At 68.7% G+C, this 16,834-nt stretch carries 14 protein-coding genes; 8 read left to right on the forward strand and 6 right to left on the reverse strand.

Annotation, left to right across the window (positions count from 1 at the left end; genetic code table 11):
* Nucleotides 1-5: 5 nt before the first annotated feature.
* Both ACQHII_RS08440 and ACQHII_RS08445 read right to left on the reverse strand, forming a co-directional pair.
* Complete coding sequence (locus ACQHII_RS08440; protein ID WP_427918668.1) at nucleotides 6-848, reverse strand: Tat pathway signal sequence domain protein; 843 nt, start codon at nucleotides 846-848, stop codon at nucleotides 6-8.
* A 4-nt stretch (nucleotides 849-852) separates the two neighbouring features.
* Complete coding sequence (locus ACQHII_RS08445; RefSeq protein WP_427918669.1) at nucleotides 853-2,028, reverse strand: glycoside hydrolase family 88/105 protein; 1,176 nt, start codon at nucleotides 2,026-2,028, stop codon at nucleotides 853-855.
* 510 nt (nucleotides 2,029-2,538) lie between these two features.
* Between ACQHII_RS08445 and ACQHII_RS08450 the strand changes: the two genes are divergently transcribed.
* Together ACQHII_RS08450 and ACQHII_RS08455 are read left to right on the forward strand one after the other, a co-directional pair.
* Nucleotides 2,539-3,375: an aldo/keto reductase gene (locus tag ACQHII_RS08450; RefSeq protein WP_427918670.1), complete on the forward strand. Its 837-nt coding sequence runs from the start codon at nucleotides 2,539-2,541 to the stop codon at nucleotides 3,373-3,375.
* Nucleotides 3,376-3,607: 232 nt separating this feature from the next.
* Nucleotides 3,608-4,303, forward strand: a complete 696-nt coding sequence (locus ACQHII_RS08455) for a glycoside hydrolase family 75 protein (RefSeq protein WP_427918671.1) — start codon at nucleotides 3,608-3,610, stop codon at nucleotides 4,301-4,303.
* 94 nt (nucleotides 4,304-4,397) lie between these two features.
* On the opposite strand, the gene ACQHII_RS08460 is transcribed toward ACQHII_RS08455, so the two are convergent.
* Both ACQHII_RS08460 and ACQHII_RS08465 read right to left on the reverse strand, forming a co-directional pair.
* Nucleotides 4,398-5,102: an SDR family oxidoreductase gene (locus ACQHII_RS08460; protein ID WP_427918672.1), complete on the reverse strand. Its 705-nt coding sequence runs from the start codon at nucleotides 5,100-5,102 to the stop codon at nucleotides 4,398-4,400.
* 119 nt (nucleotides 5,103-5,221) lie between these two features.
* On the reverse strand, nucleotides 5,222-6,130 hold the full coding sequence (locus ACQHII_RS08465; RefSeq protein ID WP_427918673.1) for a class I SAM-dependent methyltransferase: 909 nt from the start codon (nucleotides 6,128-6,130) through the stop codon (nucleotides 5,222-5,224).
* 151 nt (nucleotides 6,131-6,281) lie between these two features.
* On the opposite strand from ACQHII_RS08465, the gene ACQHII_RS08470 reads away from it, so the two are divergent.
* On the forward strand, nucleotides 6,282-7,061 hold the full coding sequence (locus ACQHII_RS08470; protein WP_427918674.1) for a phytanoyl-CoA dioxygenase family protein: 780 nt from the start codon (nucleotides 6,282-6,284) through the stop codon (nucleotides 7,059-7,061).
* A gap of 82 nt (nucleotides 7,062-7,143) precedes the next feature.
* On the opposite strand, the gene ACQHII_RS08475 is transcribed toward ACQHII_RS08470, so the two are convergent.
* Together ACQHII_RS08475 and ACQHII_RS08480 are read right to left on the reverse strand one after the other, a co-directional pair.
* Nucleotides 7,144-8,859 carry a glycoside hydrolase family 6 protein gene (locus tag ACQHII_RS08475; RefSeq protein ID WP_427918675.1) on the reverse strand — a complete coding sequence of 572 codons (1,716 nt, stop codon included), beginning with the start codon at nucleotides 8,857-8,859 and terminating at the stop codon, nucleotides 7,144-7,146.
* An 85-nt stretch (nucleotides 8,860-8,944) separates the two neighbouring features.
* Complete coding sequence (locus ACQHII_RS08480) at nucleotides 8,945-10,426, reverse strand: cellulase family glycosylhydrolase (protein ID WP_427918676.1); 1,482 nt, start codon at nucleotides 10,424-10,426, stop codon at nucleotides 8,945-8,947.
* Nucleotides 10,427-10,703: 277 nt separating this feature from the next.
* On the opposite strand from ACQHII_RS08480, the gene ACQHII_RS08485 reads away from it, so the two are divergent.
* The 5 genes from ACQHII_RS08485 (at nucleotide 10,704) to ACQHII_RS08505 (ending at nucleotide 16,758) form a co-directional block, all read left to right on the forward strand.
* Entirely contained in the window at nucleotides 10,704-12,545 is a 1,842-nt protein-coding gene (locus ACQHII_RS08485; RefSeq protein ID WP_427918677.1) for a glycoside hydrolase family 48 protein, read from the forward strand.
* 407 nt (nucleotides 12,546-12,952) lie between these two features.
* Nucleotides 12,953-14,458: a helix-turn-helix domain-containing protein gene (locus ACQHII_RS08490; protein ID WP_427918678.1), complete on the forward strand. Its 1,506-nt coding sequence runs from the start codon at nucleotides 12,953-12,955 to the stop codon at nucleotides 14,456-14,458.
* Nucleotides 14,455-15,024: a helix-turn-helix domain-containing protein gene (locus tag ACQHII_RS08495; RefSeq protein WP_427918679.1), complete on the forward strand. Its 570-nt coding sequence runs from the start codon at nucleotides 14,455-14,457 to the stop codon at nucleotides 15,022-15,024. Before ACQHII_RS08490 ends, ACQHII_RS08495 begins: the two co-directional genes overlap by 4 nt.
* Nucleotides 15,025-15,193: 169 nt before the next feature.
* Nucleotides 15,194-15,910, forward strand: coding sequence for a ParA family protein (locus ACQHII_RS08500; RefSeq protein WP_427918680.1), 717 nt, complete (start codon nucleotides 15,194-15,196; stop codon nucleotides 15,908-15,910).
* On the forward strand, nucleotides 15,907-16,758 hold the full coding sequence (locus tag ACQHII_RS08505; RefSeq protein ID WP_427918681.1) for a hypothetical protein: 852 nt from the start codon (nucleotides 15,907-15,909) through the stop codon (nucleotides 16,756-16,758). Before ACQHII_RS08500 ends, ACQHII_RS08505 begins: the two co-directional genes overlap by 4 nt.
* Nucleotides 16,759-16,834 lie beyond the last annotated feature (76 nt).

Genomic DNA, 16,834 nt, shown 5'->3' on the forward strand with positions numbered 1-16,834 from the left:
GCTCCTCACACGAGTTGGTAGCCGCGGAGATCGGTGAGCAGGAGGTAGGTGTCCTGAAGGGACCCGGAGGTGTCGCCGAGGGAGCGGTAGATGCCCCACTTGGGGCGGACCCGGTCGGCGAGGAAGGTGTCGACACCGGTCCTCGACTCGTCGATCACGGTCGTGGAACCGGACTTGAGGATCCAGCGGACCGAACCGGCCATGCCGTTGCCGACCTTGATCTGGAAGTCGACGTCGGTCCACCGGTCGTGCAGCGGATCGAGGTCGGTACGGCCGACCAGGACACCGGCGATCGGCAGGTTCAGCTCGATGGTCTGCACGCCGTTCACCCGCCGCAGGGACTGCACGACGATCGGCGAGGTGCCGTTGCCGGGCTGCTTCATCTGCATGATGTGCGTGAAGGTCGTGGTCGCCTTCAGGGAGCTGGGGATGTACATCGAGTACGTGATCCGCCAGGTCTGCCCCTGGGTCCACTTGAGGTAGCTGCTGCCGCCGGTGCGCAGCCCGGTGACCTCTTGCCGCTGCCGGTCGGTCGACGTGTCGCGGTCGACCGTATGCATGGTGAAGCGCCAGTTGTTCCCGGTGGCGTAGATGTGCGGGTGCCCGGCCGGATGCGAGTCGGCGCGGTCGTCCTCGACGGTCTCGAAGGCGCCGAGGCCGTCGCCGCTCGCGGTCGGCGCCCACTTCTGCTGCCAGGAGGCGGCGGGAGTGGCCGAACCGGAAGTGGCATGCGCGGAGTTGGCGTGCGCGGGAGTGGCATGCGCGGGGCCGCCGGCCGACAGGCCGCCCGCCGCGCCGGCCGCACCGCCGAGAGCGGCTCCGAGAACCGCCCTCCTGGACGTGCTCATGACACTAATCACCTCGTAGTTGTTCGTTCATGATCAGAAAGGCACCCAGGCCGTGGAAGTCGTTCACGGCCCGGGTGCGGGCGACGTAGTAGGCGTAGTCGCCGACGTTCGTGCCGATGGAGATGTCACTCAGATCGGTGCGGCCGTCGGTGCCGACCGACAGACGCGCGAGGACGCCCTCGTAGCCGCGCCGGGCGACGTCGGCGAAGTGCCGGTCGAGGTAGCCCTGTTGGGCGCCGCGCGAGAGGGCGTAGGTGAACATGCTGGAGCAGGACGTCTCGGTCCAGTTGTCGCTGCGGGCGCCCTTGTCCATGACCTGGAACCAGCGGCCGGTCGCCGGGTCCTGGTACTTCTCCAGTCCGGCCGCCAACCGGCGGAAGATGGCCAGGAGTTGAGGCCGTCGCGGGTGGTCGGCGGGAAGTGCGTCGAGGACGTTCGTGATGGCCATCGCGTACCAGCCGACCGCGCGGCACCAGTGCTCCGGCGCGAGTCCGGTCGTGGGGTCGGCCCAGCTCGCGGTGCGGGACTCGTCGTAGGCGTGCTTCAACAGGCCGTTGGCCACCTGGAGATGACTGCCGTAGACGTAGAGCTGCTTGGACGCCTCGTCGTTCGTGTAGGCGCTGTCGCCGAACTCCTTGCCGTACTCGACGAGGAACGGGTTCACCATGTAGACGCCGTCCGCCCAGAGTTGATGGGCGCGGCTGCTGCTGTCGGCGTGCCAGAAGCCGCCGTCGCTCGTGCGCGGGTAGGTGTCGAGGCGGTCGCGGATCTTCTTGGCCGCCTTGCGGTAGCGGTCCTGGCCGGTCTCGTGGTGCAGGATCACCAGGAGGCGGCCGGCCTGCATGCTGTCGAGGCTGTTGAAGGACTGGTCGATCGAGCCGTCGCTCTTCACGAAGCGGTCTACGTAGCTCTTGATGTAGGCCAGGTAGCGGGCGTCGTGGGTGCGCTTGTACGTGAGGTACTGGCCGTAGAGGTAGAGGCCGACGGGGTAGGACCAGCCGCCGATGGTGCTCGGTGTGTAGCGGGCCGTCGTGGAGTCGACCACGGCCGTGGACCAGTCGGGCGCGGCGGCCGGGCGGTTCGCCGCCACCGCCGTTTCGAGCGGCGGGGCCGCTCCGGTCAGGGTGGCGGTGGCGAGGGCTGCCGCGGTCAGGGCCGCGCGCAGTCGTCGGCGTCTCATGTTCCTCCCTTTGCTGGGCTGTTGACCAACCGATCGGTTCGTGGTCTATTGACCGACTGATCAGTTGGTTCGAGCGAAGAGGCACCCGCCCGCCGTCGCCGGTCCGGGTGTCGTACGCGGCCGTGGTCGGCGAGGCCTTCACCACACCTTTTCATCCGATGTTTCCTGCATACGAAGCACTGTCTACAGAAACCTGGGGAGTGGACTGCTGCTGTGCGCATACCTGCTCTCCTGAGGAGTGGGGGGTCTCGGAGTCCCGACAGGTGCCAGCGTTCACATGTACGTATCACGTTCACGGACTCGTCCGGCGGCGTGTTTCAGGGTTGCGGCACGACGGTCCGGGGTCAATGGTCCGGACCGAAAAAGGTCGGATGCATTTCTCGCCATTCTTCGGCCGACCGCACCGATCCACCGGTAGGTCCGGACGGATTTCGCGGTCAGGAATGCACCACGGCCCGTGATCGTTGACGATGGACAGTACCCACCCGACGACTGAAGGATCGAGAGCTCGTGAGCAGCAAGGTCCCCCCGATCATCCTCAACAACGGTGTCGAGATGCCCCAGCTGGGCTTCGGCGTCTGGCAGGTGCCGGACGACGAGGCGGAGCGGGCGGTGGCGACGGCACTGGAGGCCGGGTACCGCAGCATCGACACGGCTGCGATCTACGGCAACGAAGAGGGCACCGGAAAGGCCGTCGCCTCCTCCGGCGTCCCGCGCGAGGAGCTCTTCGTCACCACCAAGCTCTGGAACGCCGACCAGGGGTACGACGCCACCCTGCGCGCCTTCGACGTGTCGCTGGCGAAGCTCGGCCTGGAGTACCTGGATCTGTATCTGATCCACTGGCCGACGCCGGCCCGGGACAAGTACGTCGACAGCTACAAGGCGTTCGAGAAGCTGCACGCGGACGGCCGGGTGCGCGCCATCGGCGTCTCCAACTTCGAGCCCGACCACCTGGAGCGGCTGATCTCGGAGACCTCGGTCATCCCGGCGGTCGACCAGATCGAGCTGCACCCGCAGCTCCAGCAGCGGGCCGGGCGCGAGTACCAGGCGGAGCAGGGCATCGCGACCGAGGCCTGGTCGCCGCTCGGCTCGGGCCGGGGCCTGCTGGAGGTGCCGGCGATCGTCGCCATCGCGCAGAAGCACGGCCGCACTCCGGCCCAGATCGTGCTGCGCTGGCACATCCAGCTGGGCAACGTGGTGATCCCCAAGTCCGTGACGCCGTCGCGGATCAAGGAGAACATCGAGGTCTTCGACTTCAGCCTGGACACCGAGGACCTCGCGGCGATCAGCGCGCTGAACGAGGACCGGCGCCTGGGGCCCGACCCCTCGACGTTCAACGCGGCCTGAGACCAGGGAACTTGGCCTGAGCCGCAGCTGGGCGGCCTGAACCGCAGGCAGTACGAAGCGCCCCGGAGTCCAACTCCGGGGCGCTTCGCGGTACTTGGTCCGGAGCTTCGCGTCGCTTGGTCCGGAGCTTCGCGTCACTTGGTTCGGACCAGGGTCTTGACGCGGGCATGCCTATGGGCCACCTTGTTGCGCATCTAGTAAGGAAACTTTCCTAACAGAAGGGTCCCCCACAGTGCGCATTCGAACACTGACCCTCGCCGCGGCCTCGGGCGCCGCCCTGCTCGCCGCCGGAGTGCTCCCCGCGAGCGCCACCTCCGGCGTCACCCCCAAGTCGGCTCAGGAGGGCACGGTCAGCGCGGCCGCCCTGCTCGCCAAGGTGACGTCCTGCTCGCAGATATCGAACGGCAAGTACCGCACCGACGACGAGACCTCGGCCACCATTCCGGTCTGCGGCAAGAACGGCGCCGTGTTCTGGAAGGCCGACATGGACATCGACTGCGACGGCCAGCGCACCTCGAACTGCAACGAGAACGCCGACCCCTGGTACCAGGACGACACGGCGTTCCACCAGTCCAACGGCAAGCCCCTGAAGGCGGATTCACTGCCCTACATCGTGGTGCCCAGCTCCAGCAGCATCTGGAAGTACTCCAGCTACGGCATCAAGGGCGGCGGTGTGGTCGCCGTGATCTACAACAACAAGGTCGAGTACGCCGTCGTCGGCGACACCGGCCCCACCAACATCATCGGCGAGGCCTCCTACGCCACCGCCAAGGCCCTCGGCATCGACCCCGACCCTGCGACCGGCGGCGCCGACTCCGGCGTGACGTACATCCTGTTCAAGAACTCGACGGTGTCCCCCATCGAGAGCCACAGCGCGGCGGTCTCGCTCGGCGACCAGCTGGCGAAGACGTTCCTGCAGAACAACTAGCGTGCGGGTGAGGCCCGTTGCCACGAGGCCCGTCGTCGCGATCGGTCGGGTCGCGGCAACGGGCCTTGCTCGTGGGCGGGTTGAGGCGGCTACGTCAGTTGGGCTGCCCGATCGGCCGTACGACCACGGTGTTGATGTCGACGCCGGCGGGCTGGCGGATCGCCCACAGGATCGTGTCGGCGATGTGGTCGGCGGTGAGCAGACGGCCGGGCGGCGGGCTGCCGTTGCCGTCCCAGAACGGGGTCTCCACCCGGCCCGGGGCGATCAGTGTCACCCCGATGCCGAACTCCGTGACCTCGCGCCGGGTGTTCTCGGCGAGACCGGTCATCGCCCACTTGGTCGCGCCGTAGATGTTGCCGGGTGTGTGCACGAACCCGGCGACGCTGCCGATCAGCACGATCCGGCCGTGTGTCTGCTTCAGCGCGTCGACGGACGCCCGGATGAGCAGCGCGGGACCGAGGACGTTGGTCAGCACCATCTCGGTCCACCCGGACGGGTCGCCCTCCGCGACCGAATCGTGCGTGGCGACACCGGCGTTGGCGACGACCGCGTCGAGCCGCCCGAACTGTTTCAGCGTCGTCTCCACGGCGGCCTGCACCTGGTCGTACTCGGAGGCGCTGCCGGGAATCGTCAACAGGCCCGCGGGATGTCCCAGTTGACCGGCGAAGGCGTGCAGCCGCTGCTCGCTGCGGCCGGTGACGGCCACCCGGCCGCCCGCGCCGAGGAGTTGTCTCGCGACGGCCGCGCCGATCCCGCTGCCGCCGCCGGTTATGAGCGCGACGTGAGAGTTGTCGTTCATGGTGATGTGGTCCCCCCGTGGGTCGGTGAACTCCGCGTTTCCGGAAGGGCAGTGTTTCCGGAAGGGCAGTTCATCACCTTGAGCACTCTTGAAGTCAAGCCGCCGAGATCACAGGCCGTTCACACCGGCCGCACCGCCGTGTGCACGGTGTGCGCGGCGAGCACGAACACGTCGGCGCGCCGGTGCACACCGGCCGGGTCCTGCGGGTCGACCAGCCGGTCGAGGGTGGCCCGGTCCTCGGCACCCAGGGCGTCGCCGTAGACGTCACGGACCCGGGTCAGCCAGGTCGCCACGTAGGCGCGGACGCGGTCCGGGGCCGGGGCGGGCAGGTCGAGGAGGAAGCTGCGGCTGCCGGCGTACTTCAGACCCGCCGAGGTCAGCAGGGCGGACCAGTCCTCGGTCTCGGTGACGGCGCCGGGGAGGTCGGCGCGCATCCGCGCGAACCACTCGGCCTCGATCGCGTCGATCCGCGCCTCCAGGCCCGGGCGGCCGATGCCGAAGTCGCGCGGCAGGAACCGGGAGGGCAGCCCGCCCTCCATGATGGCCAGGGTGCCGCCCGGGGCGAGCCGCTGCGCGAACGCGGCCAGCCCGGCGCGCTGGTCACCGAGGTGATGCAGGCTGCGGCTGGCCCACAGCAGATCGGCCGGGTACTCCAACTCGCCCAGCACATCGGGCAGTTCACCGGTCAGCGTGCCGAAGCGGTCACTGTAGCCCAGCCGCTCGGCGCGGGCCTTGGACCGTTCCAGAAGCGGTCCGGAACCGTCCACCGCGACGACCCGCGCGCCCGGGAACGTCTCCGCGAACAGGCACGCGACCACACCCGGCCCGCTGCCCGCGTCGACGATCAGCCCCGGATCGGTCCGCTCCTTCGCCAGCCAGGCCATGGCCCGCTCGTACAACGGCGCGAACAACTCGGCCTGGGTCTCCAGCAGGGGGCCCATGACGGCCCAGTCGATGTCGGTGTGGTCGTGGTGGTGGGCGTGCTTCTCGTCGTGATGGGCGTGCTTCTCGCTGTGCTCGTGCGCCATGGTGGTCAGCCTCTCGTCCGCGTGCCGCCAGCCTGCGCCGACGCACCGTCCGGGGGCCACTTCCGTTGCCGAAGCGGCAAAAAAAGGGGCGGCAAAAGGCGCAGCAAAAAATGGGGTGCGGCGGGGGCCGCCGGTCGCCGAGCATGCCCGTATGGGCGACACGGACGACGTGATGGTGGAACGCTTCCTCGAAGACGGATTCGTGAAGGTCGAGGGGGCCTTCCCGCCGCGGGTCGCCGAGCACTGCGCCCGACTGCTGTGGCGGGAGACGGGCTACGACGCGGAGGATCCCGGCACCTGGAAGGACCCCGTGGTCTGGGTACCGGGCATGGGGCAGGGCCCGTTCGCCGCGGCCGCCAACTCCCCCGCCCTGCACGAGGCGTTCGACCTCCTGGTCGGCGAGGGACGCTGGGCGTCGCGCTACGGCCTGGGCGCCTTCCCACTGCGCTTCCCGCACGAGGACGAACCCGACGACGCCGGCTGGCACATCGACGGGAGTTACACGCCCGAGGGCGAGACCTGGCCGTTCGCCAACCTGCGCTCGCGGGACCGGGCACTGCTGATGCTGTTCCTGTTCACCGAGGTGACCGAGGACAACGCCCCCACCCGCATCCGCGTCGGCTCCCACCTCGACGTGCCACCGCTCCTGGAACCGTACGGCGAGGCGGGGGTGTCCGGCCTGGAGATCGCCCCGCAACTGGTCGAGGCCACCGCCCACCGCCCGCTCGCGTACGCCACCGGCAGCCCCGGTGACGTGTACCTGTGCCATCCCTTCCTGGTCCACGCGGCCCAGCCGAACCACGGCACCCGGCCCCGTTTCCTCGCGCAGCCACCATTGATGCCGGCGGTCCCCTTCGAGCTGGACCGTCCGGACGGCGACTACTCGGCGGTGGAGTTCGCGATCCGCCGGGGGCTGGCAGGGAAGGGCTGACGCCGACGGACCCCCGCGCCTTGAGGGGCGGGCGCGGGGGTGTATGCCATGTGCGATGCGGTACGCGATTACTGTCTGCGATCTACAGAGGCGGGTACGCGTTGGCCATCAGCTGCTGGAACTGCGCCGAGAACCAGTGCCCGGACAGCGGGGCGTTCGGCAGCGCGCCCGACATGTTGTTGCCGTTGCGGGCGTTGCCCGTGTACGTCGGGTCGCACATGCGGTCGAAGCCCTTGCCCTCGTCGTTGGCGATGGCGGTGCTGGAGCCGTCGGACTCACCCGGCGGCTTCATCCACACATAGGCGTCGATCCCGGTCGCGGGGGCGGCCTGCGGACGTTCACCGAGGCCGGCTCCGGACTGGTTGCACCAGTTCCCGACCTGGATGCGGCGGTCGTAACGTCCGCCGTCGACGTACGTGTCCACACTGGTAGTTGCGCCCGGACCCGTCGGCCGGGCCGAGCCGCCCCAGCCGTTCCTGGACGTGTCGATCAGCATGCCGATACCGGAGTTGAAGCCGACCGACACCAACTGGTTGCGGAACGCCTGGGCGTACGACAGCTCGTCCACGTAGCGGTTCCAGTCGACCCACTTGGACTGGCGTACGGAGACGCCGTTCACGCTGTCGTTGATGGTGAAGTTGTTCTCCTTCAGGGCGCTGTAGTTGGCCGTGTTGGTGATGAAGCCGGCGACGTCGTTGACGGTCGCGCCCTCGGCGTTGGCGGCCTGGTACATGAGAGTCGCGGCGGGCGCGAAGTTGTCGTCCCAGCCGAGCCAGCCGTGGTGGCCTGCGTCGATGTAGTTGTAGACGTTGGGGATCGCGCCGAGCTTGTTCAGCGCGTAGCCGACGCCCTTCACGTAGTTGCCGTTGGCGAGCATCGTGTCGCACTGCGGGGTGGCGGTGGCCTTGCTGCCGGTGTTGGTCACGAGGTTGGGCAGCGAGTCGATCTCGATCGTGGTGACGATCCGCAGCGAGGCGTACTTGCTGTCGGCGAGGATCGCGGCGATCGGGTCGATGAACTCGCTTTCGTAGCGGCCGATTTCGGTCGGGCCGAGTTCGCCGTTGGAGGCGAGGGCCGCGCAGTCGCGTCCGGGCAGGTCGTAGACGACGAGCTGGACGACCTCTTCGCCGCTGCCCTTCTGGGCGAGCGCCGCGTCGAGGTGGGCGCGCAGGCCCATGCCGCCGTTGACTCCGTTGATGGCGGCGATGCGGTCGAGCCAGACGCCGGTGGGCTGGTTGGAGATCCGGCTGCCGCCGGTCTCGGCGGCGGCCTTCGCCGACCACTCCGGGTTCACATAGACCTTGGCGTCCGCGTACGGGTTGTCGACCCGGGTGCCGGGATCGGTACCGCCACCGCCGCCTCCCCCGCCGCTGCCGTCGTCGACGTTGCAGGTCACGCCGTCGAGGGTGAACGTGGTCGGGAGCGCGTTGGTGCCGCTGTAGGAGGCGTTGAAGCCGAAGCTGACCGAACTCCCGGTCGGCAGGCTCGCGTTGTAGGTCTCGTTGGCCGCCGTGACGGCGGTCCCGCTCTGGTTGATCTTCGCGTTCCAGCCGCTGGTGACCTTCTGGTTGCCGGCGTACGACCACTTCACGGCCCAACTCGACTTGGCGGCCGAGTTGTTGGTGACCGTGACGGCGGCGGTGAAGCCGGTGTCCCACTGGTTCTGCACCTTGTAGTCGACGCTGCACGGAATCGCGGCGATGCCGACGTCCGCGGCGGGGATGGCGGCGACCGCCGTCCCCGAGGCCCCGGCGACGAGCACCAAGGCAGCGAGCAACGCTGTTCTGGTACGGCTCATGAGTGCGGGTTTCCTTGTCTGGTAAGGAAGTTGGTTGCGGGTGCTGTGATGTGCGGGTGGTGCGCAGTTCGCTGTGCGGGGGCGCCTATCCGTTGAGGGCGCGCAGATGGTCGCGCAGCCCGATGCCGTACGCGGTGGGCGTACCGGTGTAGTCGGAGATCAGCGACGGACCGGCGGAACAGTCCCAGGTGTTCCAGGTCCAGCCGAGATACGAGAGCCCGCGGTCGTCGAACCACTTCATGACCTGGTCGACGAAGCCGTGCGAGCAGGTGTTCTCACCCATCTCCCCTGCCACCAGCGGCACTTGGGCCGCGACGGGGGCGAGTTGGGAGTTCCAGCAGCTCTCGGTCGCGCAGGTGTTGAAGTTGTAGACGTGGTACGCGGCGACGAGATTGCCGGTCGGGTCGGTGGGCCGGTAGGTCAGCCACTGGCTGAGGTCGTTCGAGTACGCGAGTCCGCCGGCCATGATCACGTTCTGGGCGCCGGTCGACCGTACGGCGTCGACGAGATCCTGCATACCGGCGACCTCGTACCCGATGCCGGGGCAGGTACCGCCGTCCCGCCAGCACTGCCACGCCTGGGTGTTCGTGGAGGTCGCGCGGTCCGGATACGGCTCGTTGAACAGGTCGAACGCGACGGCCTGGTCCGCCTTGAAGGTGCTGGCGACCGAGGACCAGAACGACGGGGTGTACTGCGCGTCCGGCATCGGCTTCTGGCAGGTGGCGTGCACGTCGGAGCAGCCCGCCGAGTTGCCGGTGTACTGGCCGTAGGTCCAGTGCAGTTCGACGATCGGTGTCATGCCGTGCGCCTCGACCTTCGCCACCAGGTCCTTGACGGCGGCGATGTAGTTGGCGCCCGCGTACTCGGGTTTGATGTTCGAAAGGCCCAGCCAGCACTCCTCGTTGAGCGGAATGCGGACGACGTTGGCCTTCCAGTCGGCGATCGCCGCGACGGCCGCGTCGTCGACGGGACCGTCCCAAATGCCGTAGCCCTGAACGCACATGAACTCGCCGCCGGACCGATTGACGCCGAGCAGACGCCGGTTGGTGCCGTTGGCGTCCACGAGTTTGTTCCCGGAGACGTGCAGCGCGGGCGCGCCGCCGCTCGGTGGCGGTGAGGTCGGAGGCGGCGAGGTCGGTGGTGTCGGCTCCGAATCGACGTTGCAGGTCGTGCCGTTGAGCTTGAACGCGGACGGTACGGCGTTGCTCCCGGACCAGTTGGCGAGGAAGCCGGCACTCACGCTCGCGCCGGTGCCGAGCGAGCCGTTCCAGCTCTCGTTGGCCGCGGTGACCGTCGTGCCGGACTGGGACCACTTGGCGTTCCAGCCCTGGGTGACCTTCTGGCCGCCGGCGAAGTCGAAGCTCAGGCTCCAACTGGTCACCGGTGCCATGTTGTTGGTGATCTGCACTGCGCCCTGGAATCCGGTGTCCCACTGGCTGGTGACCGAGTACGCCACCGTGCACGCGGGGGTCGCGCCGGACGCCGTGACCACCGGAACGACCATGGCCCCGACAAGGGCGGTCGCGCCGGCGACGGCTAAAAGGATTGAACGCGGGGGGTGTCGCATGAGCGACTCCTTGCAGCTCGGGCGCGTCGTACGGACGCGTCGACTGACGGAATCGCTCCCACTGGTGTCCAGGAAGGTAGCGCCAAGTGACGGTAAAGGACAGGGGAGTCACAGACTTTCGCCGACTTTCCCTCACCCCACGCCTGTCGAATCTTTTCGACTCCGTAAGCACCTTGACGGCTCTCACCCCCGTCCCCACGATGGGAGCGCTCCCACTGGTTCAAGGCTTGTTGCTGCTCCGCCCCCACCCCTCCGAGCCGCAAGGAGGAACCAGCACATGCACCCCAGAAGGAGACGCCGTTTGACGCGGCGACTGTGGACCGCTGTCGTGGCGGCCCTCGCGCTTCCCGTCTCGATGCTCGCGACGGGCACAACTCCCGCCCAGGCGGCGACAGTTCAGTGCAGCGTGGACTACAGGACGAACGACTGGGGCTCCGGCTTCACCGCGGATCTGACCCTCACCAACCGGGGTACGGACGCGATCAACGGCTGGACCCTGACGTACGCCTATACGGGCAACCAGAAACTCAGCAACGGCTGGAACGGCACCTGGTCCCAGTCCGGCAGCTCGGTCACGGTGACGAACGCGTCGTACAACGGGACGATCGCCGCGGGCGCGGCCGTTTCCACCGGCGCGCAGTTCGCCTACAGCGGCACCAACACCGCGCCCGCCTCGTTCGCGATCAACGGCACCACCTGCGTCGGCGCGCATCAGCCGCCGATCACCGTGCTGACCAGCCCGAGCGCGGGCGCGATCTACAGCCAGGGGGCCGCGATCCCGCTCGCGGCGACCGCGGCGGCGGCCGACAACGCGACGATCAGCAAGGTCGAGTTCTACGACGACACCACGCTGCTCGGCACGGACACGACCTCGCCGTACTCGCTCTCGGCCTCTGGTTTGACCGTGGGCAGTCATTCGCTGGTGGCGAAGGCGTACGACAGTCTGGGTGCGTCCGGCACGTCCGCGCCGGTCGGCATCACCGTCGCCTCGGGACCCGCGATCGTGGCCTCGCCGACCCAACTGGGCGTCCAGCAGGGGAAGTCGGGCACGTTCGCCGTGTCGCTGTCCTCGCAGCCGACGTCGAACGTGACCGTTACGACGGCCCGCGCGAGCGGCAACACGGGTCTGTCGGTCACGGGTGGCGCGTCGCTCACCTTCACGCCGTCGAACTGGAGCACCGCGCAGACGGTGACCGTCACGGCCGACGCGTCCGGCACCGGTTCGGCGTCCTTCGACTCGACGGCGACGGGCTTGACCAAGGCGACGGTCACGGTGACGGAGCTGGCGGCGGCGAACGCGTACGACGCCCGCTTCCTGGACCTCTACGGGAAGATCACCAACCCGGCGAACGGCTACTTCTCGCCCCAGGGCATCCCCTACCACTCGGTGGAGACCCTGATCGTCGAGGCGCCGGACCAGGGGCACGAGACGACGTCGGAGGCATACAGCTATCTGCTGTGGCTGCAGGCGATGTACGGCAAGGTGACGGGCGACTGGTCGAAGTTCAACGGCGCCTGGGCCCTCATGGAGAAGTACATGATCCCGACCCACGCCGACCAGCCGACGAACTCCTTCTACAACGCCTCGAAGCCGGCGACCTACGCGCCCGAACTGGACACGCCGAACGAGTATCCGGCGAAGCTCGACACCTCGGTGCCGGTGGGATCGGATCCGATCGCCGGTGAACTGAAAACCGCATACGGTACGGACGATGTCTACGGTATGCACTGGCTGGAGGATGTCGACAACACCTACGGCTACGGCGACACGCCGGGCGGCGGGTGCGAGGCGGGGCCGACGGCGAGCGGGCCGTCGTACATCAACACCTTCCAGCGCGGACCGCAGGAGTCCGTGTGGGAGACGGTGCCGCAGCCGACCTGTGACGCCTTCAAGTACGGTGGTACGAACGGGTACTTGGACCTCTTCACCGGTGATTCTTCGTACGCCAGGCAGTGGAAGTACACGGATGCCCCGGACGCCGACGCGCGGGCCGTGCAGGCCGCGTACTGGGCGGACACCTGGGCCAAGGAGCAGGGCAAGGGTGCCGACGTCTCCGCGACCGTCGGCAAGGCCGCGAAGATGGGCGACTATCTGCGGTACGCCATGTACGACAAGTAAATCTGCCGCACCTTTTCTGACCTGGGCTTATGAGGGTTAAAGCGGCTGTGGCCTGCTAGGACGGGTTACAGAGGCGATCGGAGGCAGTCAGAGGAAAACGCTCTGATTCGACCCCGGTACGACCCGGGTCGCTCGGAGGCAGTCAGAGGCGGTGCCTCTGCAATCTGCTTCTGGGAGACACGAGTTGGCCGGATGGATCAGGAGCGGTGGCCTCGACGGCTTTCTGTTTCTGCCTTGGTCGAGTTGCGATGGGGACGCCTGCCTCCGGAGCGGGGCCAGGCATACGAATGCCTCCAGGACGGCAATCCTGGAGGCATCGCTGGCACCGATCGGAGGTCGGTTCCGGGCATCACCCGTGGTTTTAGCGGGCCTGGGTGGCGCCCTTGTCTTTGCGAGACGACCTCACCGTGCCACACCACAGTCATCAGGCAGAACCACAGCGGCAGATCCCTCACCCGTTCGGCCGACTGGGCCTTCACCACCTTCGTCCGGCTGCGGCCGAACTGGTCCTGCTCGGGGATCTCACCGGCCGGTACGCGACGGGCAGTTACAGCAGGCTCGGCTCCGACGGCCACACCGTGGCCGTGCGCCCCAACCGGGCGGCCGCCGCCGAGCACGGACACCGTGTCACAGCGGCCATCGCCTGCCATGTCGCTCGCGCCGGCGGCACCATCGACGATCTGACCCAGCTGCTGCTGCACCCCGACCACGAGGGTGGCCGACACGCCCGGCACATCGCGCTGCGCTCGGGGCAGGCGCGGGCCCTGGACTACATCCGCCGGGTGTGGGCCAGCGCGACGGCGGTGGTCGCCGGAACGCGAGTGCTGGACTCACGTCACGATGTGTACGAGGTTCTCGCCGCGCTGCGGGACCGCATCGAGTCCACGCCCTGGCGCGGCGAGCGGGGACGGACCGCGCTGCGGGTGCTGCGGGCCCATCTGAACTTCGCCGAGACCGCCGGTGGCCCGCTGCACCACGCCAGCGAGCGGCAGACCGCGGAGGAAGCGGGTATCTCGCGGACGACGCTGCGTGTGGTCTACGAGACCGTTCTCAAGCCTGGGGGCTGGCTGCGTCGGCTGCGGGTCGGGCATGGTCGGGAAGGTTCCACCTGGTATCTCGACCATGGCACCGGCGGTGGCCCTCGTGGCTACGTTTCGCTGTCTCGTTTCTGGACCACTCAGTACCCCCCCGACCTGGCACTTGAGGAGTGGACCACCCCTGAGACGGCCATGACGGCCGACATCGACTCCACCGTCATCGCCCGCCTGATGGGCCACGACGCCTTCGCCCACCGCGGCCTCGGCAGCTCCGCCTTGATGATCATCGGGGCGCTGCACGTCCGGCCCGCTCAGACGGTCGGCGATCTTGTCGGTACGGCTTCCGTGTCCCGTGCCACTGCCTACCGGACCTTGCGGCGCCTGGCCGACCACGGTCTCGTGCACCACGACGGTGAGACCTGGACCCTCGCTCCCAGCGCCGTGGAGGGCTTCGGCAACGGCTCTCAGGGCGCCGCTACGGAACCGGGCACACGGCCGGCACAGGGCTGGGACGCCATCGCCCAGTGCTACGCCACGGCGGGCGTCGCGGTCCGGCGCAGGACTCTGCACGCGGTCGAGCGAGCTGCGTACCAGGAGGCGCTGGACCGGTTCGCGGAGCACCGCAGCAAGGCCATGGTGATCGTCCGCGACGAGCACCAGGTCCTGGTCCCGGCACCCCGGCCTGATGAGATCCCGTCCGCGTGGCGGACCCCGGGCGGCAGCGTCCTCGACCCGGTCACCGGTCGGCCTGCCGCCGATTGGCGCCTTGCCACCGACGGGCGACTGATCCTCATCACCCCTGCCGACCAGCGCAGTTACGACGAGCTGGCCGCTGCCCATGCCGAAGCACTCAAGGAATGGAACTCCGCCGCGTGACTCCACAACCTCCACCCGCCGATGCCGAGAGTGAATCGGTCACTCCTCAAGGCCTCCGCGAGAAGTACGAGTTGGGCGCCACGGTCGCCGAACTCGTCGCCACGAGCGGGCTGTCGTACGGCACGGTCCTCAACCGTCTGCACGAGGCCGAGACCGTGATGCGCACGTCGTGGCAGACGCGCAGGTTGCGAGACGGGCAAGCGCGCCGCAATCTCGCGGCTCGTCTGCGCCGTCTCTACGAGCAACAGGGCGCCACGCTCGCGGAGTTGGCCGTGGCCGGGTCCGTGACGCGGCGTGCCGCCAAGCGGCTGCTGATCGAGGCCGGGGGCACGCCCCGCACCACTCAGCAGACGCTGCGCATCCGTTCCGCAGCCAGCGCAGCGCGGCGAAAGAGGCTCGCGATGTCCCTGCGGGCGCGGTACGAGGCCGGCGCCACGGTGCCGGACCTCGCCGCAGAGTGCAGCTACTCCGTCGGCACCGTCTATCGGCTCCTGCACCAGGCAGGCACCCGCATGCGGCCCAAGCACAACCACGGCCCTGCCCGCACATCGAGGAAACGGTCATGAGCGCCCCCACACGTGTTCATGGCTACCAGGACGGGACGGTGTGCCATCCCGGACACGGCACAGCAGCACGGGCCCCTCCGCCGTCAGCTGACCCCACCGCCGAACGTCGGCCTTCTGGCCGATGCAAGTACGTCAACGCACCTTTCCCGATTCAGGAGATCAAGCACACGTGAGTGAGAACACCCGTACCAAGACCCTGGCCGCTGCTGCGGCGAGCGCCTGGGACGCCTTCGTCATCGTGGTCGGCATGCTCAAGGGCGGCACCGGCAAGACCACCTCCGCCTGGTTCATCGCCCTCTACTACGCCGTCGCCCTCGACGTGCCGACGCTCTTGCTGGACGCGGACGCCACCAGCCAGTCCGCCTACGACTGGTTCAAGGTCGCCCAGGCCGCCGGCTTCGAGATCCCCGCCAACCTGGTCATCAAGCGCTACCCCTTCGACGACATCGCCGAGTACATCCGGGCCAAGCGCGGCGAGTTCGGGGCGATCGTGGTCGACGCCGGCGGCGGCAGCGCCCGGATCTTCCACGAGGCTGTTACCGAGGCGAACCTGCTGCTCGTGCCGGTCGCCCCCACCAAGATCGAGCGTCGCAAGCTCGTGGCCACCTTCGACGAGACCGAGCGCGCCGCCGCCCGCAACCCCCACGGCGTCACCGCTCACGTCGTCATGGTCAAGGCCGACGACCGCACCACCCTGCCCCGCACTGCGAAGGAGCAGCTGCTGGATCCCGCCGAGGGCGGGGGTATCGGCCCGGACCGCGACGAGCCGTTCCCGCTCGCCGAGACCGTTATCCACTCCTGGGTGCACTACATGGAGGCCTTCGGCGAGATCCCCACCGAACTGAGCGAGTACGCCAACCTGATGAAGGAGCTGACCGAAGCATGAGCGAGCAGAACGAGAGGCCGAGGCCCCCGGCCCGCCGCACGGGCGGTCGCCCCCTGGGCGCCGCCAGGAAGACGACCCCGCCGCCCCCGCCGCCGGCCCCAGAGCTCACGCACGAGCAGTTCGCCGCCGAGCAGGTGTCCGGCCAGGAAGAAGACCGTCCGGCTTTTGCCGAGACCGAGGTCCAGCAGCCTTCCTCGGCCCCGGTTGAGATGGGGGCGCACGGTGAGCCAACCGGGATGCTCGCCGAGGTTCCGGAGCCTCAGGCCCCGCCGACCGCCAACACCGTACCGAGCGGCCCCGTCCAGGCCCCCGCTGCAGGAGCGCCCGAGATGCACTCTGTTCCCCGTGGACATTCGACGCATGGGCACGAGCAGTTCGCGGCCCGTACCGGCGAGGTCGCGGCGCCGGCGGCTCAGCCCACGCAGGTGAGCGAGCAGGATCCGCAGGCCGGTCTCTCTCACGCCATCCCCACGACCGCTGGGGTACCGCCGACCGCCGAGGTCGCCGTACGGCACGCCGTTTCTCCGGTCCCGGGTGGTACGGCCTTCCCGGTGAGGAGCGATGTTCCGGCATCGCACCACGAGCAGAACACGCGATCGGAGGCAGCACCCAGCGAGGGAACCCCGTGGGCTCAGGGACCCGGTCGTCCCAAGGACATTCCCGAGACGGCGGCCGTCCTCAACCAGCGCATCATCACGCGCGAGAGCCTCGACTCCTCGGTCCCTGCCGCGCTGAAGCTGAAGAAGCGCATCAAGCGGTTCGCCCTGGACAACGAACTCGACCACCTGCCCATCGGCGACATCGTCTCGGTCGCCCTGGACGAATGGCTCACCGCCCGCGGCTTCTAACGCGCGCCTCCCGGGTGGCCGCGCGATCTCCGCTCTCGCGGCCACCCGCCCGCCCGACTATTCCACTAGCCCAGTA

It is taken from the genome of Streptomyces sp. cg40, from assembly GCF_050320165.1.
In the GTDB taxonomy this organism is placed as follows: domain Bacteria; phylum Actinomycetota; class Actinomycetes; order Streptomycetales; family Streptomycetaceae; genus Streptomyces; species Streptomyces hokutonensis.

What these genes read in the sequence shown, in the direction of transcription:
- ACQHII_RS08440 (WP_427918668.1), bottom strand. Translation starts at nt 848, where the DNA reads ATGAGCACGTCCAGGAGGGCGGTTCTCGGAGCCGCTCTCGGCGGTGCG.
- ACQHII_RS08445 (WP_427918669.1), bottom strand. Translation starts at nt 2,028, where the DNA reads ATGAGACGCCGACGACTGCGCGCGGCCCTGACCGCGGCAGCCCTCGCC.
- ACQHII_RS08460 (WP_427918672.1), bottom strand. Translation starts at nt 5,102, where the DNA reads ATGAACGACAACTCTCACGTCGCGCTCATAACCGGCGGCGGCAGCGGG.
- ACQHII_RS08465 (WP_427918673.1), bottom strand. Translation starts at nt 6,130, where the DNA reads ATGGCGCACGAGCACAGCGAGAAGCACGCCCATCACGACGAGAAGCAC.
- ACQHII_RS08470 (WP_427918674.1), top strand. Translation starts at nt 6,282, where the DNA reads ATGGGCGACACGGACGACGTGATGGTGGAACGCTTCCTCGAAGACGGA.
- ACQHII_RS08475 (WP_427918675.1), bottom strand. Translation starts at nt 8,859, where the DNA reads ATGAGCCGTACCAGAACAGCGTTGCTCGCTGCCTTGGTGCTCGTCGCC.
- ACQHII_RS08480 (WP_427918676.1), bottom strand. Translation starts at nt 10,426, where the DNA reads ATGCGACACCCCCCGCGTTCAATCCTTTTAGCCGTCGCCGGCGCGACC.
- ACQHII_RS08485 (WP_427918677.1), top strand. Translation starts at nt 10,704, where the DNA reads ATGCACCCCAGAAGGAGACGCCGTTTGACGCGGCGACTGTGGACCGCT.
- ACQHII_RS08505 (WP_427918681.1), top strand. Translation starts at nt 15,907, where the DNA reads ATGAGCGAGCAGAACGAGAGGCCGAGGCCCCCGGCCCGCCGCACGGGC.